This is a genomic window from Flavobacterium sp. P21, assembly GCF_050632225.1.
GTDB lineage: Bacteria > Bacteroidota > Bacteroidia > Flavobacteriales > Flavobacteriaceae > Flavobacterium.
Genome location: NZ_CP192585.1, coordinates 3,401,859 through 3,427,439 on the forward strand (window position 1 = coordinate 3,401,859; position 25,581 = coordinate 3,427,439).

A 25,581-nucleotide genomic window follows, 5' to 3' on the forward strand; every position below is an offset into this window, starting at 1 on the left:
AAGATGAACAAATTCATTAGAAATATAATTGCTTTTTCACTTAAGAATAAAGCATTCACCTTTTTTGGGTGGGATTATTGGCTGTTGCTGGATTTATTTCGTTCAAAAATATGCCAATTGATGCCTTTCCTGATGTAACCAATACTCAAATTATCATCATTACGCAATGGAATGGAAAAAGTGCTGAAGAAGTTGAGCGTTTCGTAACTTCTCCAATCGAGATTTCTATGAACTCAGTGCAAAAAAAGACCAGCGTACGCAGTATTACAATGTTTGGCTTATCAGTAATCAAAATCATTTTTGATGATGGTGTCGATGATACTTTTGCGCGTTTACAGGTAAATAATTTATTAAAAAACGTTTCGCTTCCTGATGATGTCGAACCAGATGTTCAGCCTCCTTACGGACCTACAGGAGAAATTTTCAGATACATTGTAAAAAGCGACAGCCGTGATAGCCGAGAATTATTAACGTATCAAAATTGGGTTATCGACAAACAATTGCGTGCCGTTCCTGGTGTAGCAGATTTAAATGTTTTTGGAGGTCAAACCAAAACTTACGAAGTTGGTGTTGATCCAATAAAACTTGCCAAATATAACATTACGCCTTTACAAGTTTACAATGCTGTAAATGGTGGAAACTTAAATGTTGGTGGTGATATTATCGAAAAAAATGGACAAGCATTCGTTGTTCGAGGTGTCGGACTTTTAAAATCAATTCCTGATATTGAAAATATTATTGTTGATGATGCTGGAGGAAATCCGATTTTGGTAAAAAATGTCGCATCTGTTTATGAGAGCGCAATGCCAAGAGTTGGTCAAACCGGAATTGGCAAAAACGATGATGCCGTTGAAGGAATTATTGTCATGCGAAAAGGCGAAAACGCTCAAGAAACCTTAGCCTTAATAAAAGACAAAATAAAAGACTTGAATGAAAATATTCTTCCCAAGGATATTAAAATCGAAACTTTTTATGATCGTGATAATTTAATGAATTTCACGACCGAAACAGTAATGCATAATTTATTTGAAGGAATTATTCTGGTTACTTGCGTCGTGTTTTTATTCATGGCCGATTGGCGAACTACCTTTACCGTTTCCATCGTTATTCCGCTTTCGCTATTGTTTGCATTTTTATGCTTAAAAATGATGGGAATGAGCGCCAACTTATTGAGTTTGGGTGCAGTCGATTTCGGGATTATTATTGATGGTGCCGTTGTAATGGTTGAAGGATTATTTGTCGTGCTTGATCATCGAGCGCATCAACTAGGAATGGAAAAATACAATAAAATTGCAAAAGGAAGCCTGATCAAGAAAACCGGAACTGAAATGGGAAAAGCCATTTTCTTTTCTAAATTAATTATCATCACAGCTTTATTGCCAATATTTTCATTCCAGAAAGTTGAAGGAAAAATGTTCTCTCCTCTAGCTTACACTTTAGGATTTGCTTTGATGGGAGCATTGCTTTTCACACTGACACTTGTACCTGTTTTATCTCATATTTTATTAAATAAAAATGTAAAAGAAAAGCATAACCCGTTTGTGAATTTCTGGGACAGAATTGTCGGGAAAGGATTTGCATGGACATTCAAACATAAATCAAAAACATTGATTGCTTCCATAGCCATTCTAGCATCTGCATTCTTTTCGGCAACTTTTTTAGGAACAGAATTTCTTCCGCAATTAAATGAAGGCGCGTTATGGGTTACTGCCGAATTGCCAATGAGCACCTCTCTTCCTGAAAGTGTACAGACTGTCGCAGTGATTAGAAAAGATTTGGAAAGTTTTCCGGAAGTCAAAAAAGTGCTTTCGCAAACCGGACGAAGCAATGACGGAACAGATCCAAACGGATTTGGATTTATTCAGTTGCAGGTTGATTTGAAACCAAAATCTGAATGGACTCGAAAAATCTCTATGGATGACCTAATTAATCAAATGGATGATAAACTGAAAGTTCATCAAGGAATTACGTATAATTATTCGCAACCTGTTATTGATAACGTAGCCGAATCTGTTGCGGGTTTCAAAGCATCAAATGCCGTTAAAATATATGGGGACGATTTGGATAAATTGGACGAATTATCAAATGAAGTTTTAAACAAAATCAAAAATATCCCTGGTATTAAAGATGTCGGAATTCTTAGAAATGTTGGCCAGCCTGAAATTAGTGTAATTTTGGATCGAGAAAAAATGGTCGCTTATGGAGTTACGTTAAGCGATGCACAGGCCGTTTTAGAATTGGCTTTTGGAGGAAAAACGGCGACAGAAAAATATGAAGATGAGAAAAAGTTTGATGTAAGAGTCCGTTTTCTAAAAGAATATCGTAAAGATGAAGTCGATTTAGCCGAGTTAAAAGTGCCTACAATTAGTGGCGTCAAAATTCCACTGAAAGAAATCTGCGATCTTAAAACAATAACCGGACCTGCATTTATTTACAGAGACAATACAAAACGTTTTATTGGAGTAAAATTCTCTGTTCGTGATCGAGATTTAGGAAGTACGATTGCCGAAGCGCAATCAAAAGTAAATGAATTAAAACTGCCAACAGGTTATACAACGGGCTGGACAGGAGAATTTGAAAATCAGGTTCGCGCCAGCGCTCGTTTGGCTCAAGTTGTACCAATCAGTTTAATCGGAATATTTGTCTTGTTATTTATTTTATTTGGAAATATCAAAGATTCACTGCTTGTTTTAGCCAACGTTCCGTTTGCAGTTATTGGAGGAATTATTGCGTTGCATATCACGGGAATGAATTTCGGAATCTCTGCTGGTGTTGGATTTATAGCCTTGTTAGGAATTTGTATTCAAAATGGTGTAATCCTAATTTCAGAATTTCATCATAATCTAAAGGCTAAATTCACACTCGAAGAATCTATTTTTATGGGTGTAAAAGCAAGAACAAGAGCGGTAGTTATGACGGCACTTATGGCTTCTATAGGTTTGATGCCAGCGAGCAATTTCAACAGGAATTGGTTCTGAGTCACAAAAACCATTAGCTATTGTAATTATAGGTGGTTTGGTTACAGCAACAATTTTAACATTATTGGTTTTCCCAATTATTTTCTGGGTTTTCAACCGCAAGAAAAATGTTCCAATTGAATAAAACTTAAAACAACTTAATTCAGCGGAAAAGCATCATTAATTTATAATGGTGCTTTTTTATTTCCTTTACAAATTAGTTTAATATCTTGCATTACAACAATAAAACTTATTTATGAAATACATCTATTTTCTGATAACCATTTTCTTAATTTCTTTATTAGCTTCAACTATAAATCCAAAAGAAGGTTTTACTTGTTTTCTAGAAGTTATTCCGGCCATAATTGGATTTCTAATTTTAGCTCTCACTTTCAAAAAATTCCGATTTACCAATTTTACTTATACTTTGATTTTAATTCATTGCATTATTTTGTTTATTGGAGGTCATTATACATATGCTGAAGTTCCGCTTTTTGATTATATAAAAGAAATATTCCATCAAAGCCGAAATAATTATGATAAAGTCGGACATTTTGCACAAGGCTTTGTTCCCGCAATGATTATTAGAGAATTATTTATTCGCAAACAAGTCGTAAATAATAAGAGTTTTTTCAACTTTATCATCGTAAGCATTTGTCTGGCAATAAGTGCCTCTTATGAATTTATTGAATGGTTTGTTTCGCTTGCAACCGGCGATGGCGGAGATGCTTTTTTAGGTACTCAGGGTTATGTTTGGGATACACAATCGGATATGTTGTTTGCAACTATTGGCGCAATTTCAGCTTTGATTATATTTTCCCGAATTCAAGATAAGAAAATTCAGGAAATCAATTTTTAAAATTCTTGAGATTATAAAAATAAAAAACGGCCCTCTGCTCAAGGAAGGCCGTTCATTATACTAACTCTCAAACTAGATTTAAACTGTATTATTTTAAATCTTTTAAAATTGCAATTGCTTCAGTTGCATTTGATAATTGTGCATATTTCAATGCTGTAAAACCTTGCTCATTTTTGTCTTCAGGACGAGCACCATTCTCTAATAAAACTTTGATAATCTCAACTTTATTGTATCGTGTTGCGATCATCAAAGGTGTCATATCCTCTGATTGCTCATTTACATTGGCTCCATAAGCAATAAATTTTTTCACTACTTCTAAATCTCCTTTGCTCACAGCAACGTGTAATGGTGCTGAAAAGTTTCTTGAAACTGCGATTTTTGGATTTCCAACTAATGATACGTGGTTTGCTCGCCATTGAAACATTGGCAAAAGCTACTAAAGCTACTCCTAAAATAATTACTGACTTTTTCATGTTGATTGATTGTTAAATTGATTGATTATTGATGATTTTTAATTTCGATGTAAAGGTAATTCATTTTTATGTATTATGTATAACAAAGTACCTTGTTTTAACTAATTCTTAACATTCAATTAATATAAGCGCTTAAAATCAAACTGAACGTTAATAATTTGCTTTCTTAATAGACGCACAAAAAGTCAATATGTTACAGTTTGAATCGAAAAAAATGTAAAAAATCTTATAAATATTTTCAACCACTTCAATTTAATGCCAAACAAAACAAATTCTATTCAACTCAAAATCAACAGATAACACTTGATATTCCTAGATTTTATGTATATTTAGAAAACAAAAAATAGCTCTAACCTTAAAACCAAAAAAACTATGAAAATCATCAAAAAAATTTTACTTGTAATTGTTATAATTGTCGCTATTGTGCTTGTAGTCGCATTTTTTATGCCTAAAAAATATGCAGTAGAAAGAGAAATTACGATAAATAAACCTGTTGATTCAGTATTTAATTATGTGAGATCATTAAAAAATCAAAATGAATTTAGTGTTTGGGCGAATATGGATCCAAAAATGAAATCGACTTTTACAGGTACAGATGGACAAGTTGGATCGATTTCGGCTTGGGAAAGTGAAGTTGAAAATGTTGGATCTGGCGAACAAGAAATCACTAAAATAACCGAAGGAGAACGAATTGATTTTGCGTTGCGTTTTAAAGAACCAATGAATGATACCGCAGAAGGTTTTATGTCAACAGAAACTGCTCCTGGAAACCAGACAAAAGTAAAATGGGGAATCAATGGAGTTATGCCTTATCCTTGGAATGTCATGCTTCCTTTTATGAAAATGGATGAAATGATTGGTAATGATTTGCAAAAGGGTTTGGAGAATTTGAAAACAAAAATGGAAAAATAGTATTAGTGTTCAGTCGCAGTTTTCAGTCGCAGTCGCAATTTTTAGTCGCAGTACAGACGCAGTAAAAACTGAGACTGAATACTGCGACTTAAAACTGAGATGTCTTTATCAATTTGTGCAAAAAGAAAATGCCCAACTGTCATGAAGATGGACAGAAAGGCATTTTTTGTATCTATAAGTTTCATGGTTTAAATAATTAGTTTAAACCTGAAAATTACTATTTAGATGTTAAGTAATCTAATACGTTTTTTTCAATACGTTTGTCAATATTGTCAATATCAGCTTTTACGAATTTTTCTCCTAAAATATTCTCGTACAATTCGATATATCTTTCAGAAACAGATTCGATATAAGCATCAGACATATCTGGAATTTGTTGTCCTTCCTGACCTTGGAAACCATTTTCAATCAACCAACGACGCACAAACTCTTTTGATAATTGTTTTTGCTCCTCACCTTTTGCTTGTCTTTCAGCATATCCGTCAGCATAAAAATAACGAGATGAATCTGGAGTATGAATTTCGTCAATCAAAACAATAACTCCGTCTTTAGTTTTTCCGAATTCATATTTCGTATCAACTAAAATCAATCCGCGAGAAGCGACAATTTCTGTTCCTCTTTGAAATAAAGCTCGAGTATATTTCTCTAAAATCAAATAATCTTCTTCTGAAACAATTCCTTTTGAAAGAATGTCTTCACGAGAAATATCTTCATCATGAGAACCATTATCTGCTTTTGTAGTTGGCGTAATAATTGGTTCAGGAAATTTATCGTTTTCCTTTAAACCTTCGGCCATAGTTACACCGCAAATCTGTCTTCTTCCAGCCGCATATTCACGTGCGGCATGTCCTGAAACATAACCACGGATAACCATTTCAACTTTAAAAGGGTCACATAAATGACCAACAGCAACGTTTGGATCTGGAGTAGCAATCAACCAGTTTGGAACAATATCTTGAGTCAATTCCATAAATTTTGTCGCAATCTGATTCAAAATTTGTCCTTTGTACGGAATTCCCTTTGGCAAAACCACATCAAAAGCCGAAAGTCTGTCAGTTGCTACCATTACTAAAAGCTCGTCGTTAATATTGTAAACTTCTCTAACTTTTCCGCGGTAAACTGATTTCTGATTCGGAAAATTAAAATTTGTAGTTGTGATTGTATTGCTCATTATTTGTTGTGTTGTTTTTTATTGAATGCAAATTTAAAACTAATTAAAAGAAAAAAGAATCTAATCAGATTCTTTTTTTAGTCTCATTCTACAATCACAGTTTTCAGTCTTCAAAACTGAGACTGAAAACCGTGACTGAATACTATTTCTTAAGAAGCGTCGAATTAAATAAATTCAAGATTCTGCTATATTCATCAATCCAAGAATAAGTTTCCTTAAATCCGTGTGATTCAACAGGGAAAGAAGCTAGGCTCCAGTTCTTTTTCTCTAATTCGATGAAACGTTGCGACAAACGTACAATATCTTTGTATTCAACATTATCATCAACCATTCCGTGAAGCATTACCAGATTTCCTTTTAAATTATCAGCAAAATAAATTGGTGAACTTTTTTGTAAGCTTCTGGATCTGTTTCAGGGAAATTCAAAATATTTCCTGTATAGCCGTGATTATAATGCGCCCAATCTGTAACCGAACGCAAAGTCGCGCCAGAAGCAAACTCGCCAGGAGTTGTCAACATTCCCATTAAAGTAATGAAACCTCCATAAGAACCACCATAAATACCTACTCTATTAGCGTCGATTCCGTATTTTTCAACTAATAATTTTTTACCGTCTAAATGATCTGATAAATCTTTTCCGCCCATAAAACGATAAATTCCTGTTCTAAAATCACGTCCGTAACCGTCACTTCCTCTATAATCGATATCTAAAACTGTATAGCCTAAATCAGTCAACAAATTATGGAACATATATTCTCTGTAATAATTACTCCAAAAATTATGTGCATTTTGAAGATATCCAGCGCCGTGAACAAAAATAATTGTCGCTTTATTTTTAGTTTCAGCAGTTGGCGTATATAATCTTGCATTTACCGGAGTTCCATCTTGTGCTTTAAAAGTAATCACTTCAGGCTCTCTCCACTGGTATTTCTTGAAATCTTCTGTAACCGATGATGAAATTTGCTGTAATGAAGTATTCTTTTTGTTTTCACCAACGTAAAAATCCCATGGAATATTTTTATACGAATAACGAACTAAAAGCGATTTTTCGTCCGGAGACAATACAACTTCATGTGCTCCGCTTTTTATCAAGATTGGTTGCAAAATACCATCAGAAACAGCCAGCTTATAAAAATCTCTATCGCCAGGATGCGTTGTATTTGTGCTTAAGTAGAATACTTTTTTATCTTTTGACAAAGTCACATCACGAACTTCCCAATTCCCTTTTGTTAATTGCGTTTTCTTTTTCGTTTTTAGATTATAAGTATATAAATGAGAATATCCTGTAACTTCAGATTGGAAATAAATTGTTTCATTATCAGCCAAAAAATCTACATTTCCAGAAGCAAATGAATACGATGGAATTCCAGGACCGCCAATCCAAGCTTCATCATGCTGATGCTCAATTTCTTCAAAAGTTCCTTTGTTAAGATTTAAACTTACTAACCATCTATCTTTGTTGTCCTGGCTTCTGATTTCAACAATTGCCAATGAACCATCTTCGTTATAAACTGGAGCTTGAGCAATAACCAATTTATCTTCTTTTGGTTTATTTTTTAAGTTATCATAGTTTTCAAAATACTTTGGCGTATCCTGAATGTGACTTAAAGTGGAAAAATTCACATAATAAACTGAATCTTTAGTAACAGAATAAATTCCGAATTTCGTTTTCACAAAATTATTTACTGAAACTTTCTCTTTTGTGTCCTGAGATTGGTTATAACCATCAGAAGTAATAAAAAGTTCCATTTTTTCTTCAGAAACATCATTATTTTCAACTAATCTAAAAGTTGCAAAATTTCCGTTTGGATTCACTTTCAAACTTGTGAATCTGTCTTTTCCATAAAAATATTCCTTTGCAAAATCAGATTTAACTGCTTTTGATTTAGCAAGATTCCATTGCTTTTTAGCATCTTTATCTCTAATAAACTGGAATAATTCTTTTTGCTGTGTATTCAAAAAAGTTTCCTTTTCTGGCTTTGTTTCTTTTTTAGTTCCCTTACTAAAATTGGTAATCTGCAAAACAGTTCCTTCCTTAGTATTGTATTTAAAAATATTGTCATTTTGAGAAAAAAACAACACACCAGCTTCAGCTCCCAATTGCAAATTAGATATTGGAGATGATTGCTGAATTAACTTTTTACTTGTTTTAGATTTGATTGAATACGAATATAAACCACCTTTATTTAAATAGTAAACTACATCTGAACCTGGTTTAGATATAAAATCCATTTGCGAAAAAGCGACTTCATTTGGCTCAACAATTTGAGGTTTTGCCATTCCCTTTTCCCAAAAATAAGTGCTTGCGCCCAATTCATCTTTTGGATTCCATTCAAAGTAAACCTTTTTTCCATCTGGAGACCATCGTCCATTTGTTGGTTGATTTCCAATGAAAGATTCTCCTTTCATTATTTCTTCTAATTTTAATTTTTGAGAATTTCCAGTAATGGAAAGCAGTAAAAAGGCAAGAATAAAACTGTTTTTTATCATGGTAGTAGTATTTGAGAAAACAAAAATACACTTTGAAAACTATTAAAAAAATAGTTTTTAACTAATCAACCATACTACATTAATTTTCAAATGATTATAAAAAAATCTTCAAATATTTAATCTGAAGATTCTAATATAATTATAAAGGAAAAAATTATTTAAAACTCAAAATTCCTTTTCCAAAAGATTTTATTGAATTATCTAGATTGCCAAGCGTGGTTTCAGGCAGTATTTTAAAATCACTTGTTTTTACGATCAAAATTTGTCCGTGATCTTTTGCAGGTGCGGCAGGAACAAAAACAACTGCATTTCCATTTTGATCTTCTTCAACTAAATGTGCTGGTTGCCAATAATCGCCGTTTTTCAGCAAAATGGGCAAATCAGTGCTTGGTTTTGGTGTTCTGCCTTTTAGTTTTGCTTCAGCTTCTTTTTTATTCTTTTCGTAGCCTGGCAAAAATATCATCAACTTATCATCTATCCAGTCCGTAAAACGTCTTAAAATTGCCAAACGCATGACAAATCCACTCAAATAAAGCAAAAGTATCAATATTACACCGCCAGCAATATCAGTTGCATACTTTCCTAAAACATGATCTAACCTCAAAAAATGAGCAAATTTTTCTCCGTAATTCTGGAAAAATTTCCAAACTTTTTCTAACAAAACAAAAAAGACAAGAATTGGCAATAAGAGTAATCCTCCCGAAATACAGTTTCTTTCAACTTGACCTAAAAATTCTTTCATAGCTAAATAAATTAAGGTTAAAAAAAGAGCTGATTCTTAACGAATTAGCTCTTATAAAAATAACTATAATTTATCATTCGGCAAAAAGCCAAATGCGAAACATTCCAAATTAACCCACAAACTCTTTGTCTAGAATTTTTGATGCTATATATCTCGCAACGCCATCTTCATCATTTGTTTTAATAACTTCTAAATTTGGCAAAGTTTCTTTCAACAAAGCTGGAGCATTTCCCATAATCAATCCTTTACCTGCTGATGCAAGCATTTGAACATCATTAAATCCATCCCCAAAAGTCATTGCTTCAGCTAAAGTGAATCCTTCTTTTTCAAGAACTTGTTCAATCGCAACTGCTTTATCTACAGCTTTATCCATAAATTCCAGACAAGTTGGCAAGCTAAATGCATGATGTAAATGGTCTGAAGAATTGGCTAAAATTGCATCTTTCAATTTTACTAATTTTTCATGGTTTTCACATGAGAAGAAAATCTTGATTGCGCCAAAATCTTCTATTGTTTTATAATCAACTAATTCCGGACGGTATTTTAAATCTGCCTGAAATGCATTAAGTTTTTCGTTCCATTTGTTTGTTTGCCAAACATTTTCTTTAAACAAAACCACTGTGATTTCAGGATCTATTTCAACATTTAAAGCATTCTTTACCACATCGCTATCTAAATTAAAAGCAAAAAGTTGCTCTTTATTTGGTGCGTGAATACGTGCACCGTTTGAACTTACTAAATAAACCGGCACTTCGAGTTTTTCAATAATGCCTAGCGCGTCAAGATGATGACGTCCTGTAGCTACAACGATAAGATAACCTTGATTGTGAAGTTCCTGAAAAATGGATTTTGTATATTCTGAAATTCTATGCTGAGGGTTGAGTAAGGTTCCGTCAAGGTCACTTACTACAACTTTTATATTTTTAAGTTTTGTCATATTAATTATCAAATATTTTGATGTGCAAATTTACGGGTTTGAGATGGAAAGACCAAAGTTTAAACACTTTTACCTGCCGAAATATGGCAAGTTTATTATTTATTTAACTATTTCGTTAAATAAACTCAAATCTTTACAATTCCTGATTTATATAAATTCAATGCTTTTGCTAAAACCAATTCAATTTGTTCCAAAGGCAAATCCTGATCAGCATCCAGCGACATTATCTTCATTCTTGAACGCGCTTCTTGAAGCAAAAATGGTTCGTCGAAATATTTCCCTTCAACTATACTTAAATAAGGTTTTTTGTATTTTTTATGAATCCACAAATAGCAGAACATTTTTCCTTTGTAACAAAAAAATGGCATTCCGTATTTTAGAACGTGTGTAATATCTTTATCTTGTTTTAAGATAATATCTCGTAAAGCAAGAAATGTCCCTTTTGTGGGTTCTTCTAGATTTTGGTAGAAATCATCTAGTTGTTTCATTATTTACTTACTTCTTTAAATAATATAATATAGCTCTGACTTCACTATCATTAAAGTCAAAATTATGAACATAAGTGTTTTGATTTGACCAATCTTTCAATGCTAAAGCCTCTTTATTTCTATATTTTAGCAGACTATCCTGTTTCGTTATAAAACCAATAAAAAAACTTTCATTTCTTTTTTGATTTCTAACTGAATTTGCTAAAAAATTGTCCTTTGCATTTTTCCTGCGTGGCAACTGACACAATTTTTTTCATAATATTTTTTTCCAATATTTTCTAATAAAATCTCTTTATTCTCCAAAGACAACCTATCATAGAATTTATTTTTAGCTATTTCTTTATCTTTACAAGAAGCAAAACAAATCAAAACTAAAAAACTGAAGACTCTTGCTATCATTGAATAATATCATTAATATTAAAAAAATATTCGTTTTGCACTTTTCAAAAAGAAAGATACAAAACGAATATTAATAAATGTTAAAACACATTTTACGATTTACATTTAACATTTCACTAAAAATAAAACTTAGTCGTGGTTTTCTATTTGTTTGTAAGCGTCGATAACCTTTTTCACTAATCTGTGGCGAACTATATCTTTATCATCCAGATAAATAATTCCGATTCCTTCAATGTCTTTCAGAACCAAAATAGCTTCTTTAAGACCCGAAATAGTTCTTCGTGGTAAATCGACCTGACCAGGATCACCCGTAATCATAAATTTCGCATTTTTCCCCATACGGGTCAAAAACATTTTCATTTGTGAGTGTGTGGTGTTTTGTGCTTCATCTAGGATTACAAAAGCATTATCAAGCGTTCGTCCGCGCATAAATGCTAGAGGCGCAATCTGAATAATCCCTTTTAAAATGTAATCTTCGAGTTTTTCATTTGGCAACATATCGCGCAAAGCATCATAAAGAGGTTGCATATAAGGATCCAGTTTTTCTTTCATATCTCCTGGCAAAAATCCAAGGTTTTCCCCTGCTTCTACTGCCGGACGCGTCAATATGATCCTTTTTACTTCTTTGTCTTTTAGCATTTTTACAGCCATTGCAACACCTGTATAGGTTTTTCCTGTTCCAGCCGGACCGATGGCAAAAACCATATCATTTTTTTGATCGTATCAACCAGCAATTGCTGATTTGGCGTCATGGCCTTGATTATTTTACCGCCAACTCCGTGAACTAAAATCTTGTCCTGATCGTAAGCTTTTCTTTCTTCCTGACCATCACTCATAATTACACGTTCAATTACATTATCATCAATGTTGTTGTATCTTGTAAAATGAAGCATCAGCCTCTGAAATCTCTTTTCGAATTCATCTAAAACTTCTTTCTCGCCAAAGGCTTTCAAAGTTGTCCCTCGCGCTACTATTTTAAGCTTTGGGTAGTACTTTTTGATTATTTCAAGATGAGAATCCTGCGCGCCCCAAAAGTCTTTTGGAGCGATGTCTATAAGCTCTATAATTCTTTCGTTCAAATGAGATAAATTTAAATTAAAAATAAATTTGTTTTGTAAATCTATGGCTGTCGGGTATTTTTTAGTTTAGAGTTTTCAGTGGCAGTCTCAGTTTAAAAATCTCTTACGAAACTTTTCAAACTAAATCCTGATATTTTACTATCTTTCATAATTCAATTCTTTTTACGGACTGAAAACTGAAACTGAAAACTGAGACTATAATAATAAATTGTCTTTTCTTTCTTTCAATTTGTATTTACTATTACTAGATTTGCATTTCTCAAATTTAATGAAAATTAGATTTAAATACTATCAATAGTTATAAACAAAATGATGTCAATAATTACCCTTACTACTGATTACGGCTTAAAAGACCACTTTGTGGGTTCGCTGAAGGGTAAAATCATTTCTGAACTTCCAGACGCAAAAATTATTGATATTTCGCATGACATTGATCCATTCAACACTGCCGAAGCAAGTTACGTTGTTGGAGCATCTTATTTGAGTTTTCCAAAAGGAACCGTTCACTTAATTGGAGTCGACATCGAACGCAATAAAGAAAACCAGCATATCGCCATGCAATGGAACGATCATTACTTTATTTGTGCCGATAACGGAATTTTAAGCATGCTTACGCAAAAGATCCTTCCGCAGAAAATTGTCGAAATCAATATTCACGATCGTTTCCCGAGTGAATTCAGCGATTTGGATATTTTCATTCAAGTCGCCTGCCATATTGCAAAAGGTGGTTTGCTGAATGTTATTGGTAAAGAAATTCCAGCTGTCAAAGAAGTTACAGAATTACAAGCTGTCGTTTCTGCAGATGGAAATTCTTTAAAAGGCTACGTTATTTACATCGATCATTTTGGAAATGTCGTAACCAATATTTCTAAAAAACAGTTTCTGGAAATTTCCCGCGGACGCCCATATGAAATTGTGATGAAGCCGAAAAGCATCAAAACAATCCTTCCAAATTATTCGGCTATTGCAACTTCTGATAAATATCCTATTAAAACGTACGAAGGTGAAAAACTGGCTATTTTTAATGAAGCTGGTTTCCTAGAAATCGCTATTTTTAGAAGCAATCCTTCTAAAGTTGGTTCTGCGAATAGTTTGTTGGGATTGAATTATCGTGATGTGATTACGGTTAAATTTTCATAGAAATAGCCGACAGATTTAGCAGATTTACACTGATTTTATTTCATATTTTTTCTACAAATATAGCCTGTGGTTTCAACCACGGGAACACAATACATATCACGTCACGTATTAACTACGTTTCCCGTGGTTGAAACCACAGGCTATATTTGAAAAACTATATGATAGTTTGATTTCTCCTTCGTCGAAATGACAATATTGTCTAAAAAGTATTCAAAATATTTATTAAAAGAACAATCAATTTTGGTACTTTTGCGCACCTGAAACGCTTTTAGACTTCAACAAATCTAAAATCTAAATTCATAAATCTAAAATTACAAATATGTTTGTCCGAATAGTAAAAATGAGTTTTCATGAAGAAAAAATTCCCGATTTTCTGGCGAATTTTGAATCCATAAAACACAAAATACGAAATGCAGAAGGAAATCGTTTTTTAGAATTATATCAGGATAAAAACGACAAGTGCATATTTTTCACCTATAGTTATTGGGAAACCGAACAAGATTTAGAAAATTATAGACAATCTGAATTATTTAATACAGTTTGGGATTTTACAAAAAAACTATTCAATGCAAAACCAGAAGCGTGGAGCGTTGATAAACTGGTTAGCTTAAATTAGTAAACAATTCAACCGCAAAGAACGCAAGTTTATTTTCTTAAGAAGCTTTATAAAACGCTAAGTTCGCAAAGCAAAACCTGAAACTTCAAACAAATAAAACTTAATAAAATGCCTATAACTAGACACTCTGCTCAAAAAAAACATTCTCTCGAAGAGTTTTATTCTGAGTGGGCTTTATCAAGTGATGAAATTTCTTCTCAAATTGGTAAATCAATGCTTAAAACTATTGATATTATTAATAAAACATTTAAAGAGACCCAAATTTATGGATTAACTTCACATGCACATCTTTTAATATTTTCTGAAGATGATTTATCTGATTTTTATTTAAGGTTAATTTCAGATGGAAGCGAATTTTATATTGAATATAAAATGAACGAAAAAAAACAACCTTGGAAAAATGCTATTGTCAAAGGTGTAACTAAATCAATTGAAGAATTTAATGAATATATTATAATTGCGATGTTTGAAAGTCAAGGATGGCAAAAAAGTGAAGAACTTCAAAACTTATACAGACAAATTAAAAGATAATATTCAAATAAAACTTTTTAAGTTATTAAGTTTGTAACGGTAACTTGAAACCTCAAACAAGAAAAACTTGAAACAAAAAAAACACAAATGAAATCAATCATTTTACGAGAAATAAAATCCTTTTTTGGCTCTCCTATTGGCTATTTGGTCATTGCGATTTTCTTAATCAGCAACGGACTATTTTTATGGGCATTTGAAGGAGATTACAATATCTTAAAATCAGGTTATGCAGATTTGACACCATTTTTCACATTAGCGCCTTGGATCTTGATTTTCCTTATTCCAGCCGTTACCATGAGAAGTTTCTCTGATGAAAGAAAACAAGGAACTCTAGAATTGCTTTTGACAAAACCATTATCGGTTTGGGAAATTGCAAACGGAAAATTTTTCGGATCATTTTTACTGATTATTTTAGCAATTATCCCAACATTCATTTATGTGAAAGTAATTTCTAGCTTAGGTGCACCAGAAGGAAATATCGATATGGGAAGCACAATTGGTTCTTATTTCGGATTGTTGTTTTTGATTGCTTCTTATTCTGCAATAGGGATTTTTACTTCTACGCTATCTGAAAATCAAATTGTTGCTTTTATTATTGCTGTTTTTCTTTGCTTTATATTTTATTTTGGTTTTGAAGGTATTGCATCTTTAATTCCAGGAGAATCTACTATAATTTCAGCTTTCGGAATGCAAGATCATTTTAAAAGCATGAGCCGTGGTGTAATTGATACGCGCGATGTTATTTATTTCTTGAGCATCACAGTATTGTTTTTATCTTTTACTGTTTACCAATTAAAATCCTTTAAAGCGTAATGAAAGCATCTAACAAACTGAATTTAAAAACATTAGGCATTACAATTTTTATTTTAATTGTTTTAAATGTTCTCGGAAGCTTATTTTTCCACCGTTTTGATTTAACTAAAGACAAACGATATACTTTATCTGAAACTTCACTAAATATTGTAAAACAGGTTAAAAATCCGTTATCAATTAAGATATATATGCAGGGCGAACTTCCTGCTGATTTTAGACGTTTACAACAGGAAACCAAACAATTACTAGAAGAATTTCAAGCCTATAACAGCAATATTGTTTTCGAATTCGTAAACCCAATGGAAAACGAAGACGAAAGCATGGAAATGGTAAAATCACTTTACCAAAAAGGCTTAACACCTGTAAACATTACAGTTGACGATAAAGGAAAACAGTCACAAGCAATGGTTTTTCCTTGGGCAATTGCCGTTTACGACAATAAAGAAGTCAATATTCCTTTGCTGAAAAACATCATGGGAGCCAATACGGAACAAAAAGTTAAAGGCTCTATTCAACATTTAGAATATTCAATTGCAGATGCGATCAATAAAATTACCAAAGCAAAACAAAAGAAAGTAGCTTACATAAAAGGAAACGGAGAATTAAATGAAGTACACGTTGCCAACATGTTGCGTCAAATCAAAGAAAGCTATTACATTGGCCCTTTTACATTAGATTCGGTTGCAAAAGATCCAAACGGAACTTTAAATGCGCTTAAAAAATACGACCTAGCTATTATTTCAAAACCTACAGAAGCTTTTTCAGACGAAGAAAAAGAGGTTCTAGATCAGTTTGTGATGAATGGTGGAAAAACAATTTGGCTAATCGACCAAGTTGTCGCCGACATGGACAGTTTATATAATCAAGCTGGTGCAACTTTAGCTTATCCAAGAGATTTGAATTTAAATGATATGTTCTTCAAATACGGAATCAGAATTAATCCTGATTTGGTAAAAGATGAAATCGGAAGTCCGTTGAAACTTGCAACTGGAGAGCAAGGAAGCGCGACTCAATATCAAGAATTTAAATGGAAATTCGCTCCGATTGTTATTCCTGCAAGCCAACATCCAATTGTGAAAAATTTAGGCGGAATCAAATTTGATTTTGCTAACCAAATCGACACTTTGAAAAACGGAATCAAAAAAACGGTTTTGTTGCAATCTTCACCCTATTCTAAAAAAATTGGTTCACCAACAGAAATCAATTTGAATATCGTTACTGAAAAAACTTCTCCGCAGGATTATTTGAATAAAGGAAATTTGCCAATGGCTGTTTTGTTAGAAGGTTCTTTCCATTCGGCTTTTCAAAATCGTGTGTTACCATTTAAAGAAAGTTCGTTTCTAGCCCAAGGAAAACCAAATAAAATGATTGTGATTGCCGATGGAGATTTGGCAAGAAATCAATTAGACAAAAACATGATGCCTGTAGAACTAGGCTACGATCAACGCACCGGAAATCTATACGATAATAAAGATTTCATAATGAACTGCATCAATTATTTGCTAGATGACACTGGACTTATTAACATTAGAAGCAAAGACGTTGAACTGCCTTTGTTAGATAAGGAAAAAGTTTATGAAAACTATACAGCAACGCAATTCATAACTATCGGACTTCCAATTCTAATTTTATTGGTTTTCGGACTGGCTTTTACCTTCATCAGAAAAAGAAAGTACAGCAAATAGATGTTAATAAAAAAATGTCATACTTTAGATAGTTTACGATATATTTGTAATCCTTATCTTTAGACCCCAAATCCTAGAGAATACATCAAAAAATAAAATATAACAGATGAAATTTATAGTATCGAGTTCGTACTTATTAAAACAATTGCAAGTTTTAGGTAGTGTAATCAACAGTAACAACACGTTGCCTATTTTAGACAACTTTTTATTTGAACTAGACAATGATGCGTTGACAGTTTCGGCTTCAGATCTTGAAACAACAATGTCAGCTACATTATCAATCGATTCTAAAAGCAAAGGAAGCGTTGCTGTACCTGCAAAACTTTTGCTTGAAATTTTAAAAACGTTTCCAGAACAGCCTTTGACTTTTACAGTTGAAGACAACAACACTGTTGAAATTAGCTCAAACTCAGGAAAATATGCATTAGCATATGCTCGCTGGTGAAGAATTCCCAAAATCTGTAAGTCTTGAAGATCCATCTGTAACTCTTGTTCCCGCTGACGTTTTAGCCACTGCAGTTAGCAAAACTATTTTTGTTGCCGGAAATGATGATTTGCGTCCGGTAATGTCTGGAGTATTCTTCCAGTTTTCTCCAGAAGGATTGACTTTTGTTGCTACAGATGCTCATAAATTAGTAAAATATGCACGTACAGATGTAAAAGCATCTCAAGTAGCAGATTTTATTATGCCAAAGAAACCTTTGAATATCTTGAAAAGTATTTTAGGAAGTTCTGATGCTGAAGTAAAAATTGAATACAACGACTCAAATGCGACTTTCTCATTTGACAATTATATCTTGATGTGTCGTTTAATCGACGGAAAATACCCTAATTACGAAGCGGTAATTCCAAAAGAAAATCCAAACAAATTAATGATTGACCGTTCTTTATTTTTAAGTTCTGTTCGTCGTGTTGCTATTTTCTCAAACAAAACTACACACCAAATCCGTTTAAAAATCGCTGGAGCTGAATTAAATGTTTCTGCTGAAGACATCGATTACTCAAACAAAGCAGAAGAAAGATTAACTTGTGATTATCAAGGAGATGATCTTCAAATTGGCTTCAACTCTCGTTTCTTAACAGAAATGTTGACTAATTTACAGTCAGACATGATTATGTTAGAAATGTCATTACCAAACAGAGCTGGAATCCTTACTCCAGTTGATGGTTTAGAAGAAGGAGAAACAGTGACAATGCTGGTAATGCCTGTAATGTTAAATAGTTAACATTAAAGTTTCTTTCTGTTACAAGGATATTTTTTAGTTTTAAATAAAAGATATATCATTGTAAAAAAAATATCGCTATTAACCAACCATTTTTTATACCTAGAAACCGCAATTCTTTTTTAAGATTTGCGGTTTTTTATTTGAGTGATTTTTTGTTTCAGGTTTCATGTTTTAAGTTTCAAGTTTCAATCTCATCATGGAATTTAGCCGCAAAGCACATCAACCTTAAACTTGAAACCTTAAACTTGAAACCTGAAACCTGAAACAAATTTCCTTCTATTTTATTTTTTGAAACACTTGCTTTCCTCCACAATTAAATACATAAGAACTAGAGAAATAATCAATTTTCCTGATATTATTAATCAGCATTTTTTTGTTATCAGGAAAAACGCATGTATTCATGTAAATGAAAATTACTTGATTTTTATCTGGAACAGTTGTTACGATTAATCCTCTAGCAATAAACTCTAAATAGTTTTTATAATCACTTCGATTGTCGTCGTCATCCTTAAAAACATTATAACCTTGTTGAATTAAAAAATTCAGTTTAGCTACTACTTCTAAATAATCTTTTTTACTGAAATTAAAAATAGAACAACCTCCAACTTCTTTGTCAATTAAATACATATCAACTGACTTAGATGTACTATACACAATCACAGAATCGCTAACTTTTGAAATTAAATATTTATCCGAAAACGCATTCTTAAACAAAGTACTACCAGCAACATTACTTTTTTTATATTTTTTAGTCAGCAACAATTTATCAATTTGTAAATCTTGGGAGTGTAAAAAAACTGGAAAAAAGAAAATGAGGAATCTTAAAAATATTTTCATTTTATTTAAGGCTATTATTTAAGAGTAAAATATATAAATAAATAAATAAACAAACATTGTTGTCTTTTCAAAGTTAACAAAATAGCTTATAAAAACTCCTACAGATTTCTCTCTGAAAGAAAACCTGAAACCTGAAATTTCGAACCTGTAACAAATTTTCTTTAACTTTGCAATATGAAAATAGAAATTTGGTCGGACATCATGTGTCCGTTTTGTTATATCGGAAAAAGACAACTGGAATCTGCCTTAAAGCAATTTCCGAATGAAAAAATTGAAATTGAATGGAAAAGCTTTCAGCTTGACCCCTCTATTACTCCACAGCCCGAAAAAGACGTTTATAACTATTTAGCCGAACGAAAAGGCATGTCAGTTGAACAATCTATCGAAATGCATAAAAACGTAACAGAGCGCGCAAAAAGCGTTGGTTTAGATTATCATTTCGAAAAAGCTATTATTTCAAATTCTCTTGAAGCACATCGCATTATACATTTGGCGAAAGCCAAAAATCTAGGTGACGAAATGGAAGAAATATTTTTCCGTGCATACTTTACAGAAGGGCGTGATCTAAACAACGGACCAACTTTATTAGAACTTGGCGAAAAAGCTGGTTTAAAGAAAGAAGAAGTTTTGGAAGTTTTGCAAAACGAACATTTGTATTTAAGAGACGTTGAGCACGACATCAAAGAAGCTCAGGAAATTGGCGTGCAAGGGGTTCCGTTTTTCGTTTTTGACAGAAAATATGCGATTTCTGGTGCTCAGCCGGTTGAAGCTTTTGTAAATACGATTAACGAGGTATTGAAGTAATCTTAAAGTTCTTTCTTAAAAATTCATTACGTGCGATTATCTAAAAGAAACTAACCTAATGTAATGTCAACTAAAAAAGACCAAAATATTCCCCTACTCGGCCTTCAAGAATTTAAAAAAGACCAAAGCAGGCATAATGAACAGCTTTTGTTTAATGAACTGCATGGAGAACGTCATATTGACAACCCGCATCAGCACGATTTTTTTATTATCGTGCTGTTTGATCAAGCAAAAGGCGTTCACAATATTGATTTTATAGATTACCAAATAAGCAATCATCAAATTCATTTGCTTTTTCCTGGTCAAGTACACAAATGGAACATTGAGCCCAAAACAACGGGCTATCAATTGATGATAGGAAGGGAGTTTTTTGAAAGTTTTTCATCGAGTTTTAGATTTTCATTTGCTCAATATCATAATCATCCTGTAATTGAACTTAGCAAGGAATCTTATAAGCTTTTACATTATGAGTTTGATGCTATTAAAAATGAATTAGAAAAACCTGATTGTCTTCAAGAATTGATTAGCTCACGCACAAATGTCATTGCTTCAATCATAAGCAAAGAAGCCGCAAATATCTTTACAGATCATGATATTTATCAAAATGAACCTCGTATTGCGAAGTTTCAAGAGCTAATAGATATTTATTTCAAAGATGAAAAACTCGTTTCGTTTTATGCCTCAAAACTTCATCTTTCAGCTAATTATCTAAATATTCTCTGCAAAAAACATTTAAAAATTTCGGCTACCCAATTGATTCAGCAACGCATTGTTTTAGAGTCTAAACGACATTTGAAAGCTACAGCGCTTTCGGTCAAAGAAATTGCTTTTGAATTAGGTTTTGTAGACCATGCTTATTTTTCAAATTTCTTCAAAACCCAAACCGGAATTACACCAACGAATTTTCGCGAGCAGTTATAAATCTTTCAAGCCTTTTGATAAATTTTATATTCGTCATATCTTGATGAAATTTATTTTTGTACATCAAAATACTTTGTATGAAAAATTCAAATATCTCGCGTAAAGACTTTTTAAGAAACTCTGTTTTTGGAGTTGCTGGACTTGCTGTTGGTTCAGGTTTTATCAATTCTGTTTCTGCTTCTACATTAAGCGAATCCAATTCGGATATAAATTTTGCAACAGGAAAGAGCTACATTCTAAAAAATGTGAGATTAGAAACTGGTTTTGAATATGAAGAAGGCGAAGTGGTTCGAACTAAAACCGAATTATTCTGTATTGAAATAAGCGATGGGAAAATCAAATCGGTTTCAGCAAACAATCCAAATGCACAAGCTATTGATGCAAAAGGCTTATTAATGCTTCCTGCATTTCGTGATATGCACATTCACTTAGACAAAACTTTCTATGATGATTGGCATGCGGTGAAAAAGAGAACCGGCGGGGTAAAAGCAATGATTGCATTGGAACAACAAATTCTGCCTGAAATGCTAAAAACATCAACTAAAAAGGCTGAAAATTTAATTGAATTACTGCAATCTAAAGGAACTTCTTTTGCACGTAGTCACGTAAACATTGAACCAACTTCAAAACTGCAATCTTTAAAAAATCTGCAGAAAGCATTAGAAAACAAGAAAAATACTTTCGGCGCTGAATTAGTTGCTTTTCCTCAACACGGCGTTTTTTATACTGATTCTATTCCGTATTTAAAAGAAGTCGCAAAGATGGATATTGATTTCATTGGCGGACTTGATCCTTTTTCTATTGACGGTTCTATCGAAAAAACAATCGATTTTACAGTTCAATTGGCTTTGGATAATAACAAAGGAATTGATATTCACTTGCATGAATCTGGAGAATCTGGCATAAAAACAATAGAATATTTAATAGCTAAAGTCAATGAAAATCCAAGTTTAAAAGGAAAGACTTTTTAAGCCACTGTTTTGCACTCGGAAAAATAGACAAACCAAAACAAGAAGAAATGGCAGAAAAATTAAGCGCGACCCAAGTAGGAATTGTCTCTACGATTCCTTTTGGCAGTTTGGTTATGCCTATTCCAACTTTAATGAAAGCTGGCGTAAATGTAATGACCGGAAACGACAGCATTATTGACCATTGGAACACATTTGGAACAGGAAGCGTTTTGCAAAAAGCCAATCTTGCAAGCACAATTATACGGACAAGTAACCGAATTCAACTTATCTAGAATGTTGAAACTAGCTACTTCTGGCCCAATTCCGTTAGATGATAAAGGAAACCAGCAATGGCCAAAAGCTGGCGACAAAGCTGATTTGGTACTTATTGAGGCAAGTTGCTCAGCAGAAGCTGTTTCAAGAATGTCTCCCGTTAAATCATTAATACATCATGGCAACATTGTTTATTAGATTGATTCTCAAATCATAAAACAAAAACACAAATAGTTAATTATTTAAAATCCTGATTCATTAAGAATCGGGATTTTTTATATAAAAAGTTTTTATCTGAAACAAACACTACAAACATCCATTTGTTTGATTTACAATTATTTAAAAACAGGTAATTTTACTCTATTGTAAGATTATACATTATATTAGTTTTACCAGATCAAATATAAACAACCACGAAACCATGGAAAAAAATCAAGATTCATGCATTCCAAATGGATGGGTTGGCGGATTCCCTCCAGCAAATTCTCCAATGAGATACCCTACCCGCGATCTTTCCTCTTTGCCAATGTTAGGCAATATGGATAATATTAATTTTCTTCAACGACAAGTTGGAGTAAAATGGCCAGAGTTTAGCTGGGAAACTGCAAAAGGTTTTCCAGATCCCAAAAGATGTTATCAGCAATTTGCCCCTTATATTTCTAGAGTTGGATACACTGACGAAGGAAGAGTTTATTCTGTTATTTGTCCGCAACAAGGAATTTGGCTTAAAGATGAAATTTGTTTGAATGTCGAAGTAACTGTTACTGGCCAAAGAGGCTGGGTTGACGAAAACACCAAAGAACTGGCCTTAGATATGACTGTTGAAGGCAAAATCTGGTTTACACCAAGTGAACATCAAGGCGACAAAATAAAAGAAATTTGGCCTTTGCTACGATATAGTCTTCCAAAATTTCCTTTAGACAAAGAAAATGCTATTCGTGTAACCACTTATGATCCCGGAAATCCTAACCAACCAATTTTTCCAGTAAACAAAGGAATTTCGCCTGAATTCAAAAATCCGGCATTTGCACTTCACGAAGCAGAATCATACACCACAGGATATATAGCTGTTGAAATTGGAGATATTAAAAAAACAAAAGATTCAATTGTTGATGGCTTTAACGAGCTAATTATGAAAGCTTTTAACTTGGCTTCTGGCAATATGCTTCAACCTGGAAATGTATTATCTTGGAATCTTTGGTTTGTTGAACCTGCTTTAGTAAATACTTTGGAATGGAAAAATCATGCAGAATATTGGCGAAAATCAATCGATGCACATCACGGATCTCCAACTGGCGAAGGAACTCACGCCAGATACTTTGACGGAACATTGTTTAATGCCGAAGAAAGTGAAATCGACAAAATAATACAAGATATTATTGACTATATAAAATCTCATTTATAAAACAAAAAATGGCTAAAGAAATTGTTCTTTAGCCATTTTTGATATAATTAAATCAAAATTACAGACTTAAATCACGCCCATTTTTTGCATTAAGAAAGTAGCGCTTTTATTTTTACAGATTCCGTTTCTTAATTTGTAATCAAAATGCAATTCATTATTTTGGATTTCGACTTCAAAGCATTGATTTTTCAAAATATCTGGAAATTCATTTGTAGTTAAACAAACTTCGATATCGTGTGTCGCAATTGCTCCGATTGCATTCTTAGCAATTATTTTTTTAACCACTTCAATCGTTCCGTTTCGTTTGTCATCAGAGTTGGTTCCTCTTAAAATTTCATCCAATAAAACAAAAGCAGGACGTTCTTCCAAAGCATCCATAATTTGCTTTAAACGCTTGATTTCGGCAAAGAAATAGGATTCGCTGTCTGCTAAAGAATCGGATAATCGCATTGAAACTAAAACTGGAAGTGGATGAATATTAGCTTCTGAAGCACAAACAACTGATCCAATTCCACCTAAAACCATATTGACGCCTAAACTTCTTAAAAAGTACTTTTCCCAGACATATTCGAACCCGTTAAAATCATAAACGATTCAGGATAAAAATAAGTATCATTCCCTACTCTAGTATTTGGATTTAATAATGGATGACTCAAATTTTTAAACCCAATTTTATATTCTGAATTGATTTCTGGGAAAACAAAATCAGGATTATTGTAAGCCAAATTTGCCAAACTATTCAAAGCTTCAAATTCACCAATAATTGCAATCCAGTTTTCAAGCTCATGCGAATAATCTTCTTTCCATTTCAAAAGTGCTCTCAAAACATGAAGATTAAACAAAAATGTTCCATTAAAAACAATCGCAGTTACAAAATTATTTATGGTGTCCATTCTTGAAAACAATTCAGATAATTGCTTTAAGTGAGCGCTTGCTGAAATATTTCTAGAAATTAACTGTTGCCGCAATTCAATCATTTTTTTTGATTCAAATTTCTCCGATTCAATTTTTTCAACCAATAAACCATACTGCTTAATTATTTTATCGACATTATCGGCTTGAGCAATTTCTGATTTAATTCGTTTTACGGATTGCCCTAAAACAATCATGTTGGCAATAAAAATATAAGTCAGATACGATAATAAAATTGTTTTAGATGTTATAAAATAAGCGAATAACACACTAAAAAACAATATTGGAACTGCATAAGAAAGCAAAACTAAAACTTTAGGAAGCGTATTATTTTTAAATGATTTCCAATACATTAAAGCATCATAAGAACTCTTCGTGTCATTACTGACAGAAGCCAAAGCAAAGAAATCTTGTCTCCAATCAATTTTTGACTTCAGTTCATGTATTGCCTTCTGATTTTCAAGAATAGTTTCATTCGAAGAAATATTCAATAATTGATTGGCTAGCGTTTTTTTCCAACAAAAGTAGCTGTACGATTTAAATTTTGGAATAACGAATGATCTCCAAAAACATCCAAATCATAAGCATACGGATGATGAAAGTCGTTAAATTCTATTCCGTTTTCAAAAGGAAGCTTTTCTCTTTTTAAAAATGAAATCTCATTTTCATTGATTTTTAAAAGTGCGATTGTAAGCTGTCTTTGAAAAGCTAATTTCGAATGGATTTTCATCAAAAAAATAAAACCAACAAAAGATAAAAAAGCTAGTGCGACATATAAAACTTCATTGGTTTTGATGTAATAATACAACATAAACAAACCAAGAAAAACAGTTAACAAACGCAGTATGCTAATGCTATTGTATCTTTTGTTGATTTTATTATAAGTTTCTGAAAAGTGTTTGACTTTATTCTGATATACTTCCATTTCCAAAATTTAATGAAGCACAAATATAGCTTTTAC

16 protein-coding genes and 6 pseudogenes are annotated in these 25,581 nt (G+C 32.6%); 13 read left to right on the forward strand and 9 right to left on the reverse strand.

The features are described from left to right. The first annotated feature begins 3 nt into the window (after positions 1–3). Positions 4–3,102, forward strand: a pseudogene (locus ACQ9BO_RS17060) (efflux RND transporter permease subunit). Between the two features lie 111 nt (positions 3,103–3,213). After that, entirely contained in the window at positions 3,214–3,816 is a 603-nt protein-coding gene (locus ACQ9BO_RS17065) for a DUF2238 domain-containing protein (RefSeq protein ID WP_431241690.1), read from the forward strand. A gap of 88 nt (positions 3,817–3,904) precedes the next feature. Here the strand turns inward: ACQ9BO_RS17065 and ACQ9BO_RS17070 are convergent, their stop codons facing one another. Next, entirely contained in the window at positions 3,905–4,240 is a 336-nt protein-coding gene (locus ACQ9BO_RS17070; protein ID WP_431241691.1) for an ankyrin repeat domain-containing protein, read from the reverse strand. Positions 4,241–4,661: 421 nt separating this feature from the next. Here ACQ9BO_RS17070 and ACQ9BO_RS17075 point away from each other — a divergent pair, with 421 nt between their 5' ends. Continuing rightward, a complete protein-coding gene (locus ACQ9BO_RS17075; protein WP_431241692.1) occupies positions 4,662–5,201 on the forward strand; it encodes an SRPBCC family protein in 540 nt (179 codons plus the stop codon). A 217-nt stretch (positions 5,202–5,418) separates the two neighbouring features. Here the strand turns inward: ACQ9BO_RS17075 and ACQ9BO_RS17080 are convergent, their stop codons facing one another. From ACQ9BO_RS17080 to ACQ9BO_RS17105, 6 genes and pseudogenes are all read right to left on the reverse strand, one after another. Further along, positions 5,419–6,372, reverse strand: a complete 954-nt coding sequence (locus ACQ9BO_RS17080) for a phosphoribosylaminoimidazolesuccinocarboxamide synthase (RefSeq protein ID WP_431241693.1) — start codon at positions 6,370–6,372, stop codon at positions 5,419–5,421. A 142-nt stretch (positions 6,373–6,514) separates the two neighbouring features. Then, a pseudogene (locus ACQ9BO_RS17085) lies at positions 6,515–8,862 on the reverse strand (prolyl oligopeptidase family serine peptidase). A gap of 154 nt (positions 8,863–9,016) precedes the next feature. Beyond that, positions 9,017–9,604, reverse strand: a complete 588-nt coding sequence (locus tag ACQ9BO_RS17090; protein WP_431241694.1) for a hypothetical protein — start codon at positions 9,602–9,604, stop codon at positions 9,017–9,019. Positions 9,605–9,713: 109 nt separating this feature from the next. Further along, entirely contained in the window at positions 9,714–10,541 is an 828-nt protein-coding gene (locus ACQ9BO_RS17095; protein WP_431241695.1) for a Cof-type HAD-IIB family hydrolase, read from the reverse strand. A 125-nt stretch (positions 10,542–10,666) separates the two neighbouring features. Then, entirely contained in the window at positions 10,667–11,029 is a 363-nt protein-coding gene (locus ACQ9BO_RS17100) for a DUF1801 domain-containing protein (RefSeq protein ID WP_431241696.1), read from the reverse strand. Positions 11,030–11,557: 528 nt separating this feature from the next. Beyond that, a pseudogene (locus ACQ9BO_RS17105) lies at positions 11,558–12,507 on the reverse strand (PhoH family protein). A 312-nt stretch (positions 12,508–12,819) separates the two neighbouring features. Here ACQ9BO_RS17105 and ACQ9BO_RS17110 point away from each other — a divergent pair. The 6 genes and pseudogenes from ACQ9BO_RS17110 to dnaN all read left to right on the forward strand — a co-directional run bounded on the left by ACQ9BO_RS17110 (position 12,820) and on the right by dnaN (position 18,518). Continuing rightward, positions 12,820–13,647, forward strand: coding sequence for an SAM hydrolase/SAM-dependent halogenase family protein (locus ACQ9BO_RS17110; RefSeq protein ID WP_431245140.1), 828 nt, complete (start codon positions 12,820–12,822; stop codon positions 13,645–13,647). 319 nt (positions 13,648–13,966) lie between these two features. After that, entirely contained in the window at positions 13,967–14,263 is a 297-nt protein-coding gene (locus tag ACQ9BO_RS17115) for a putative quinol monooxygenase (protein ID WP_431241697.1), read from the forward strand. Positions 14,264–14,371: 108 nt separating this feature from the next. Further along, the gene (locus ACQ9BO_RS17120; protein WP_431241698.1) at positions 14,372–14,794 is read left to right on the forward strand and encodes a hypothetical protein; all 423 of its coding nucleotides are present in this window, start codon (positions 14,372–14,374) and stop codon (positions 14,792–14,794) included. A gap of 87 nt (positions 14,795–14,881) precedes the next feature. Continuing rightward, complete coding sequence (gene gldF / locus ACQ9BO_RS17125) at positions 14,882–15,607, forward strand: gliding motility-associated ABC transporter permease subunit GldF (protein ID WP_431241699.1); 726 nt, start codon at positions 14,882–14,884, stop codon at positions 15,605–15,607. Further along, positions 15,607–17,292, forward strand: coding sequence for a gliding motility-associated ABC transporter substrate-binding protein GldG (gene gldG, locus ACQ9BO_RS17130; protein WP_431241700.1), 1,686 nt, complete (start codon positions 15,607–15,609; stop codon positions 17,290–17,292). The genes gldF and gldG overlap by 1 nt, the downstream gene beginning before the upstream one ends. A 106-nt stretch (positions 17,293–17,398) precedes the next feature. Continuing rightward, positions 17,399–18,518, forward strand: a pseudogene (gene dnaN / locus ACQ9BO_RS17135) (DNA polymerase III subunit beta). Between the two features lie 276 nt (positions 18,519–18,794). Here the strand turns inward: dnaN and ACQ9BO_RS17140 are convergent. After that, a complete protein-coding gene (locus ACQ9BO_RS17140; RefSeq protein WP_431241701.1) occupies positions 18,795–19,355 on the reverse strand; it encodes a hypothetical protein in 561 nt (186 codons plus the stop codon). A gap of 174 nt (positions 19,356–19,529) precedes the next feature. On the opposite strand from ACQ9BO_RS17140, the gene ACQ9BO_RS17145 reads away from it, so the two are divergent. The 4 genes and pseudogenes from ACQ9BO_RS17145 to ACQ9BO_RS17160 all read left to right on the forward strand — a co-directional run bounded on the left by ACQ9BO_RS17145 (position 19,530) and on the right by ACQ9BO_RS17160 (position 23,708). After that, the gene (locus ACQ9BO_RS17145) at positions 19,530–20,159 is read left to right on the forward strand and encodes a DsbA family oxidoreductase (RefSeq protein ID WP_431241702.1); all 630 of its coding nucleotides are present in this window, start codon (positions 19,530–19,532) and stop codon (positions 20,157–20,159) included. 63 nt (positions 20,160–20,222) lie between these two features. Continuing rightward, positions 20,223–21,080 (forward strand): helix-turn-helix domain-containing protein, encoded by an 858-nt coding sequence (locus ACQ9BO_RS17150; protein WP_431241703.1) that lies wholly within the window; start codon positions 20,223–20,225, stop codon positions 21,078–21,080. Between the two features lie 77 nt (positions 21,081–21,157). Further along, positions 21,158–22,501 (forward strand): annotated as a pseudogene (locus ACQ9BO_RS17155) (amidohydrolase). A 223-nt stretch (positions 22,502–22,724) separates the two neighbouring features. After that, positions 22,725–23,708, forward strand: coding sequence for a hypothetical protein (locus ACQ9BO_RS17160; RefSeq protein ID WP_431241704.1), 984 nt, complete (start codon positions 22,725–22,727; stop codon positions 23,706–23,708). 66 nt (positions 23,709–23,774) lie between these two features. Here ACQ9BO_RS17160 and ACQ9BO_RS17165 read toward each other — a convergent pair. Continuing rightward, positions 23,775–25,545 (reverse strand): annotated as a pseudogene (locus ACQ9BO_RS17165) (MutS-related protein). Between the last annotated feature and the right edge of the window lie 36 nt (positions 25,546–25,581).

Excerpts from the sequence above, each read along its gene's own strand:
- ACQ9BO_RS17080 (WP_431241693.1), bottom strand. The coding sequence starts at position 6,372 with ATGAGCAATACAATCACAACTACAAATTTTAATTTTCCGAATCAGAAA.
- ACQ9BO_RS17150 (WP_431241703.1), top strand. The coding sequence starts at position 20,223 with ATGTCAACTAAAAAAGACCAAAATATTCCCCTACTCGGCCTTCAAGAA.
- ACQ9BO_RS17145 (WP_431241702.1), top strand. The coding sequence starts at position 19,530 with ATGAAAATAGAAATTTGGTCGGACATCATGTGTCCGTTTTGTTATATC.
- ACQ9BO_RS17065 (WP_431241690.1), top strand. The coding sequence starts at position 3,214 with ATGAAATACATCTATTTTCTGATAACCATTTTCTTAATTTCTTTATTA.
- gldF (WP_431241699.1), top strand. The coding sequence starts at position 14,882 with ATGAAATCAATCATTTTACGAGAAATAAAATCCTTTTTTGGCTCTCCT.
- ACQ9BO_RS17090 (WP_431241694.1), bottom strand. The coding sequence starts at position 9,604 with ATGAAAGAATTTTTAGGTCAAGTTGAAAGAAACTGTATTTCGGGAGGA.
- ACQ9BO_RS17100 (WP_431241696.1), bottom strand. The coding sequence starts at position 11,029 with ATGAAACAACTAGATGATTTCTACCAAAATCTAGAAGAACCCACAAAA.
- ACQ9BO_RS17120 (WP_431241698.1), top strand. The coding sequence starts at position 14,372 with ATGCCTATAACTAGACACTCTGCTCAAAAAAAACATTCTCTCGAAGAG.
- ACQ9BO_RS17075 (WP_431241692.1), top strand. The coding sequence starts at position 4,662 with ATGAAAATCATCAAAAAAATTTTACTTGTAATTGTTATAATTGTCGCT.
- gldG (WP_431241700.1), top strand. The coding sequence starts at position 15,607 with ATGAAAGCATCTAACAAACTGAATTTAAAAACATTAGGCATTACAATT.
- ACQ9BO_RS17095 (WP_431241695.1), bottom strand. The coding sequence starts at position 10,541 with ATGACAAAACTTAAAAATATAAAAGTTGTAGTAAGTGACCTTGACGGA.
- ACQ9BO_RS17115 (WP_431241697.1), top strand. The coding sequence starts at position 13,967 with ATGTTTGTCCGAATAGTAAAAATGAGTTTTCATGAAGAAAAAATTCCC.
- ACQ9BO_RS17160 (WP_431241704.1), top strand. The coding sequence starts at position 22,725 with ATGGAAAAAAATCAAGATTCATGCATTCCAAATGGATGGGTTGGCGGA.
- ACQ9BO_RS17110 (WP_431245140.1), top strand. The coding sequence starts at position 12,820 with ATGTCAATAATTACCCTTACTACTGATTACGGCTTAAAAGACCACTTT.
- ACQ9BO_RS17070 (WP_431241691.1), bottom strand. The coding sequence starts at position 4,240 with ATGTTTCAATGGCGAGCAAACCACGTATCATTAGTTGGAAATCCAAAA.
- ACQ9BO_RS17140 (WP_431241701.1), bottom strand. The coding sequence starts at position 19,355 with ATGAAAATATTTTTAAGATTCCTCATTTTCTTTTTTCCAGTTTTTTTA.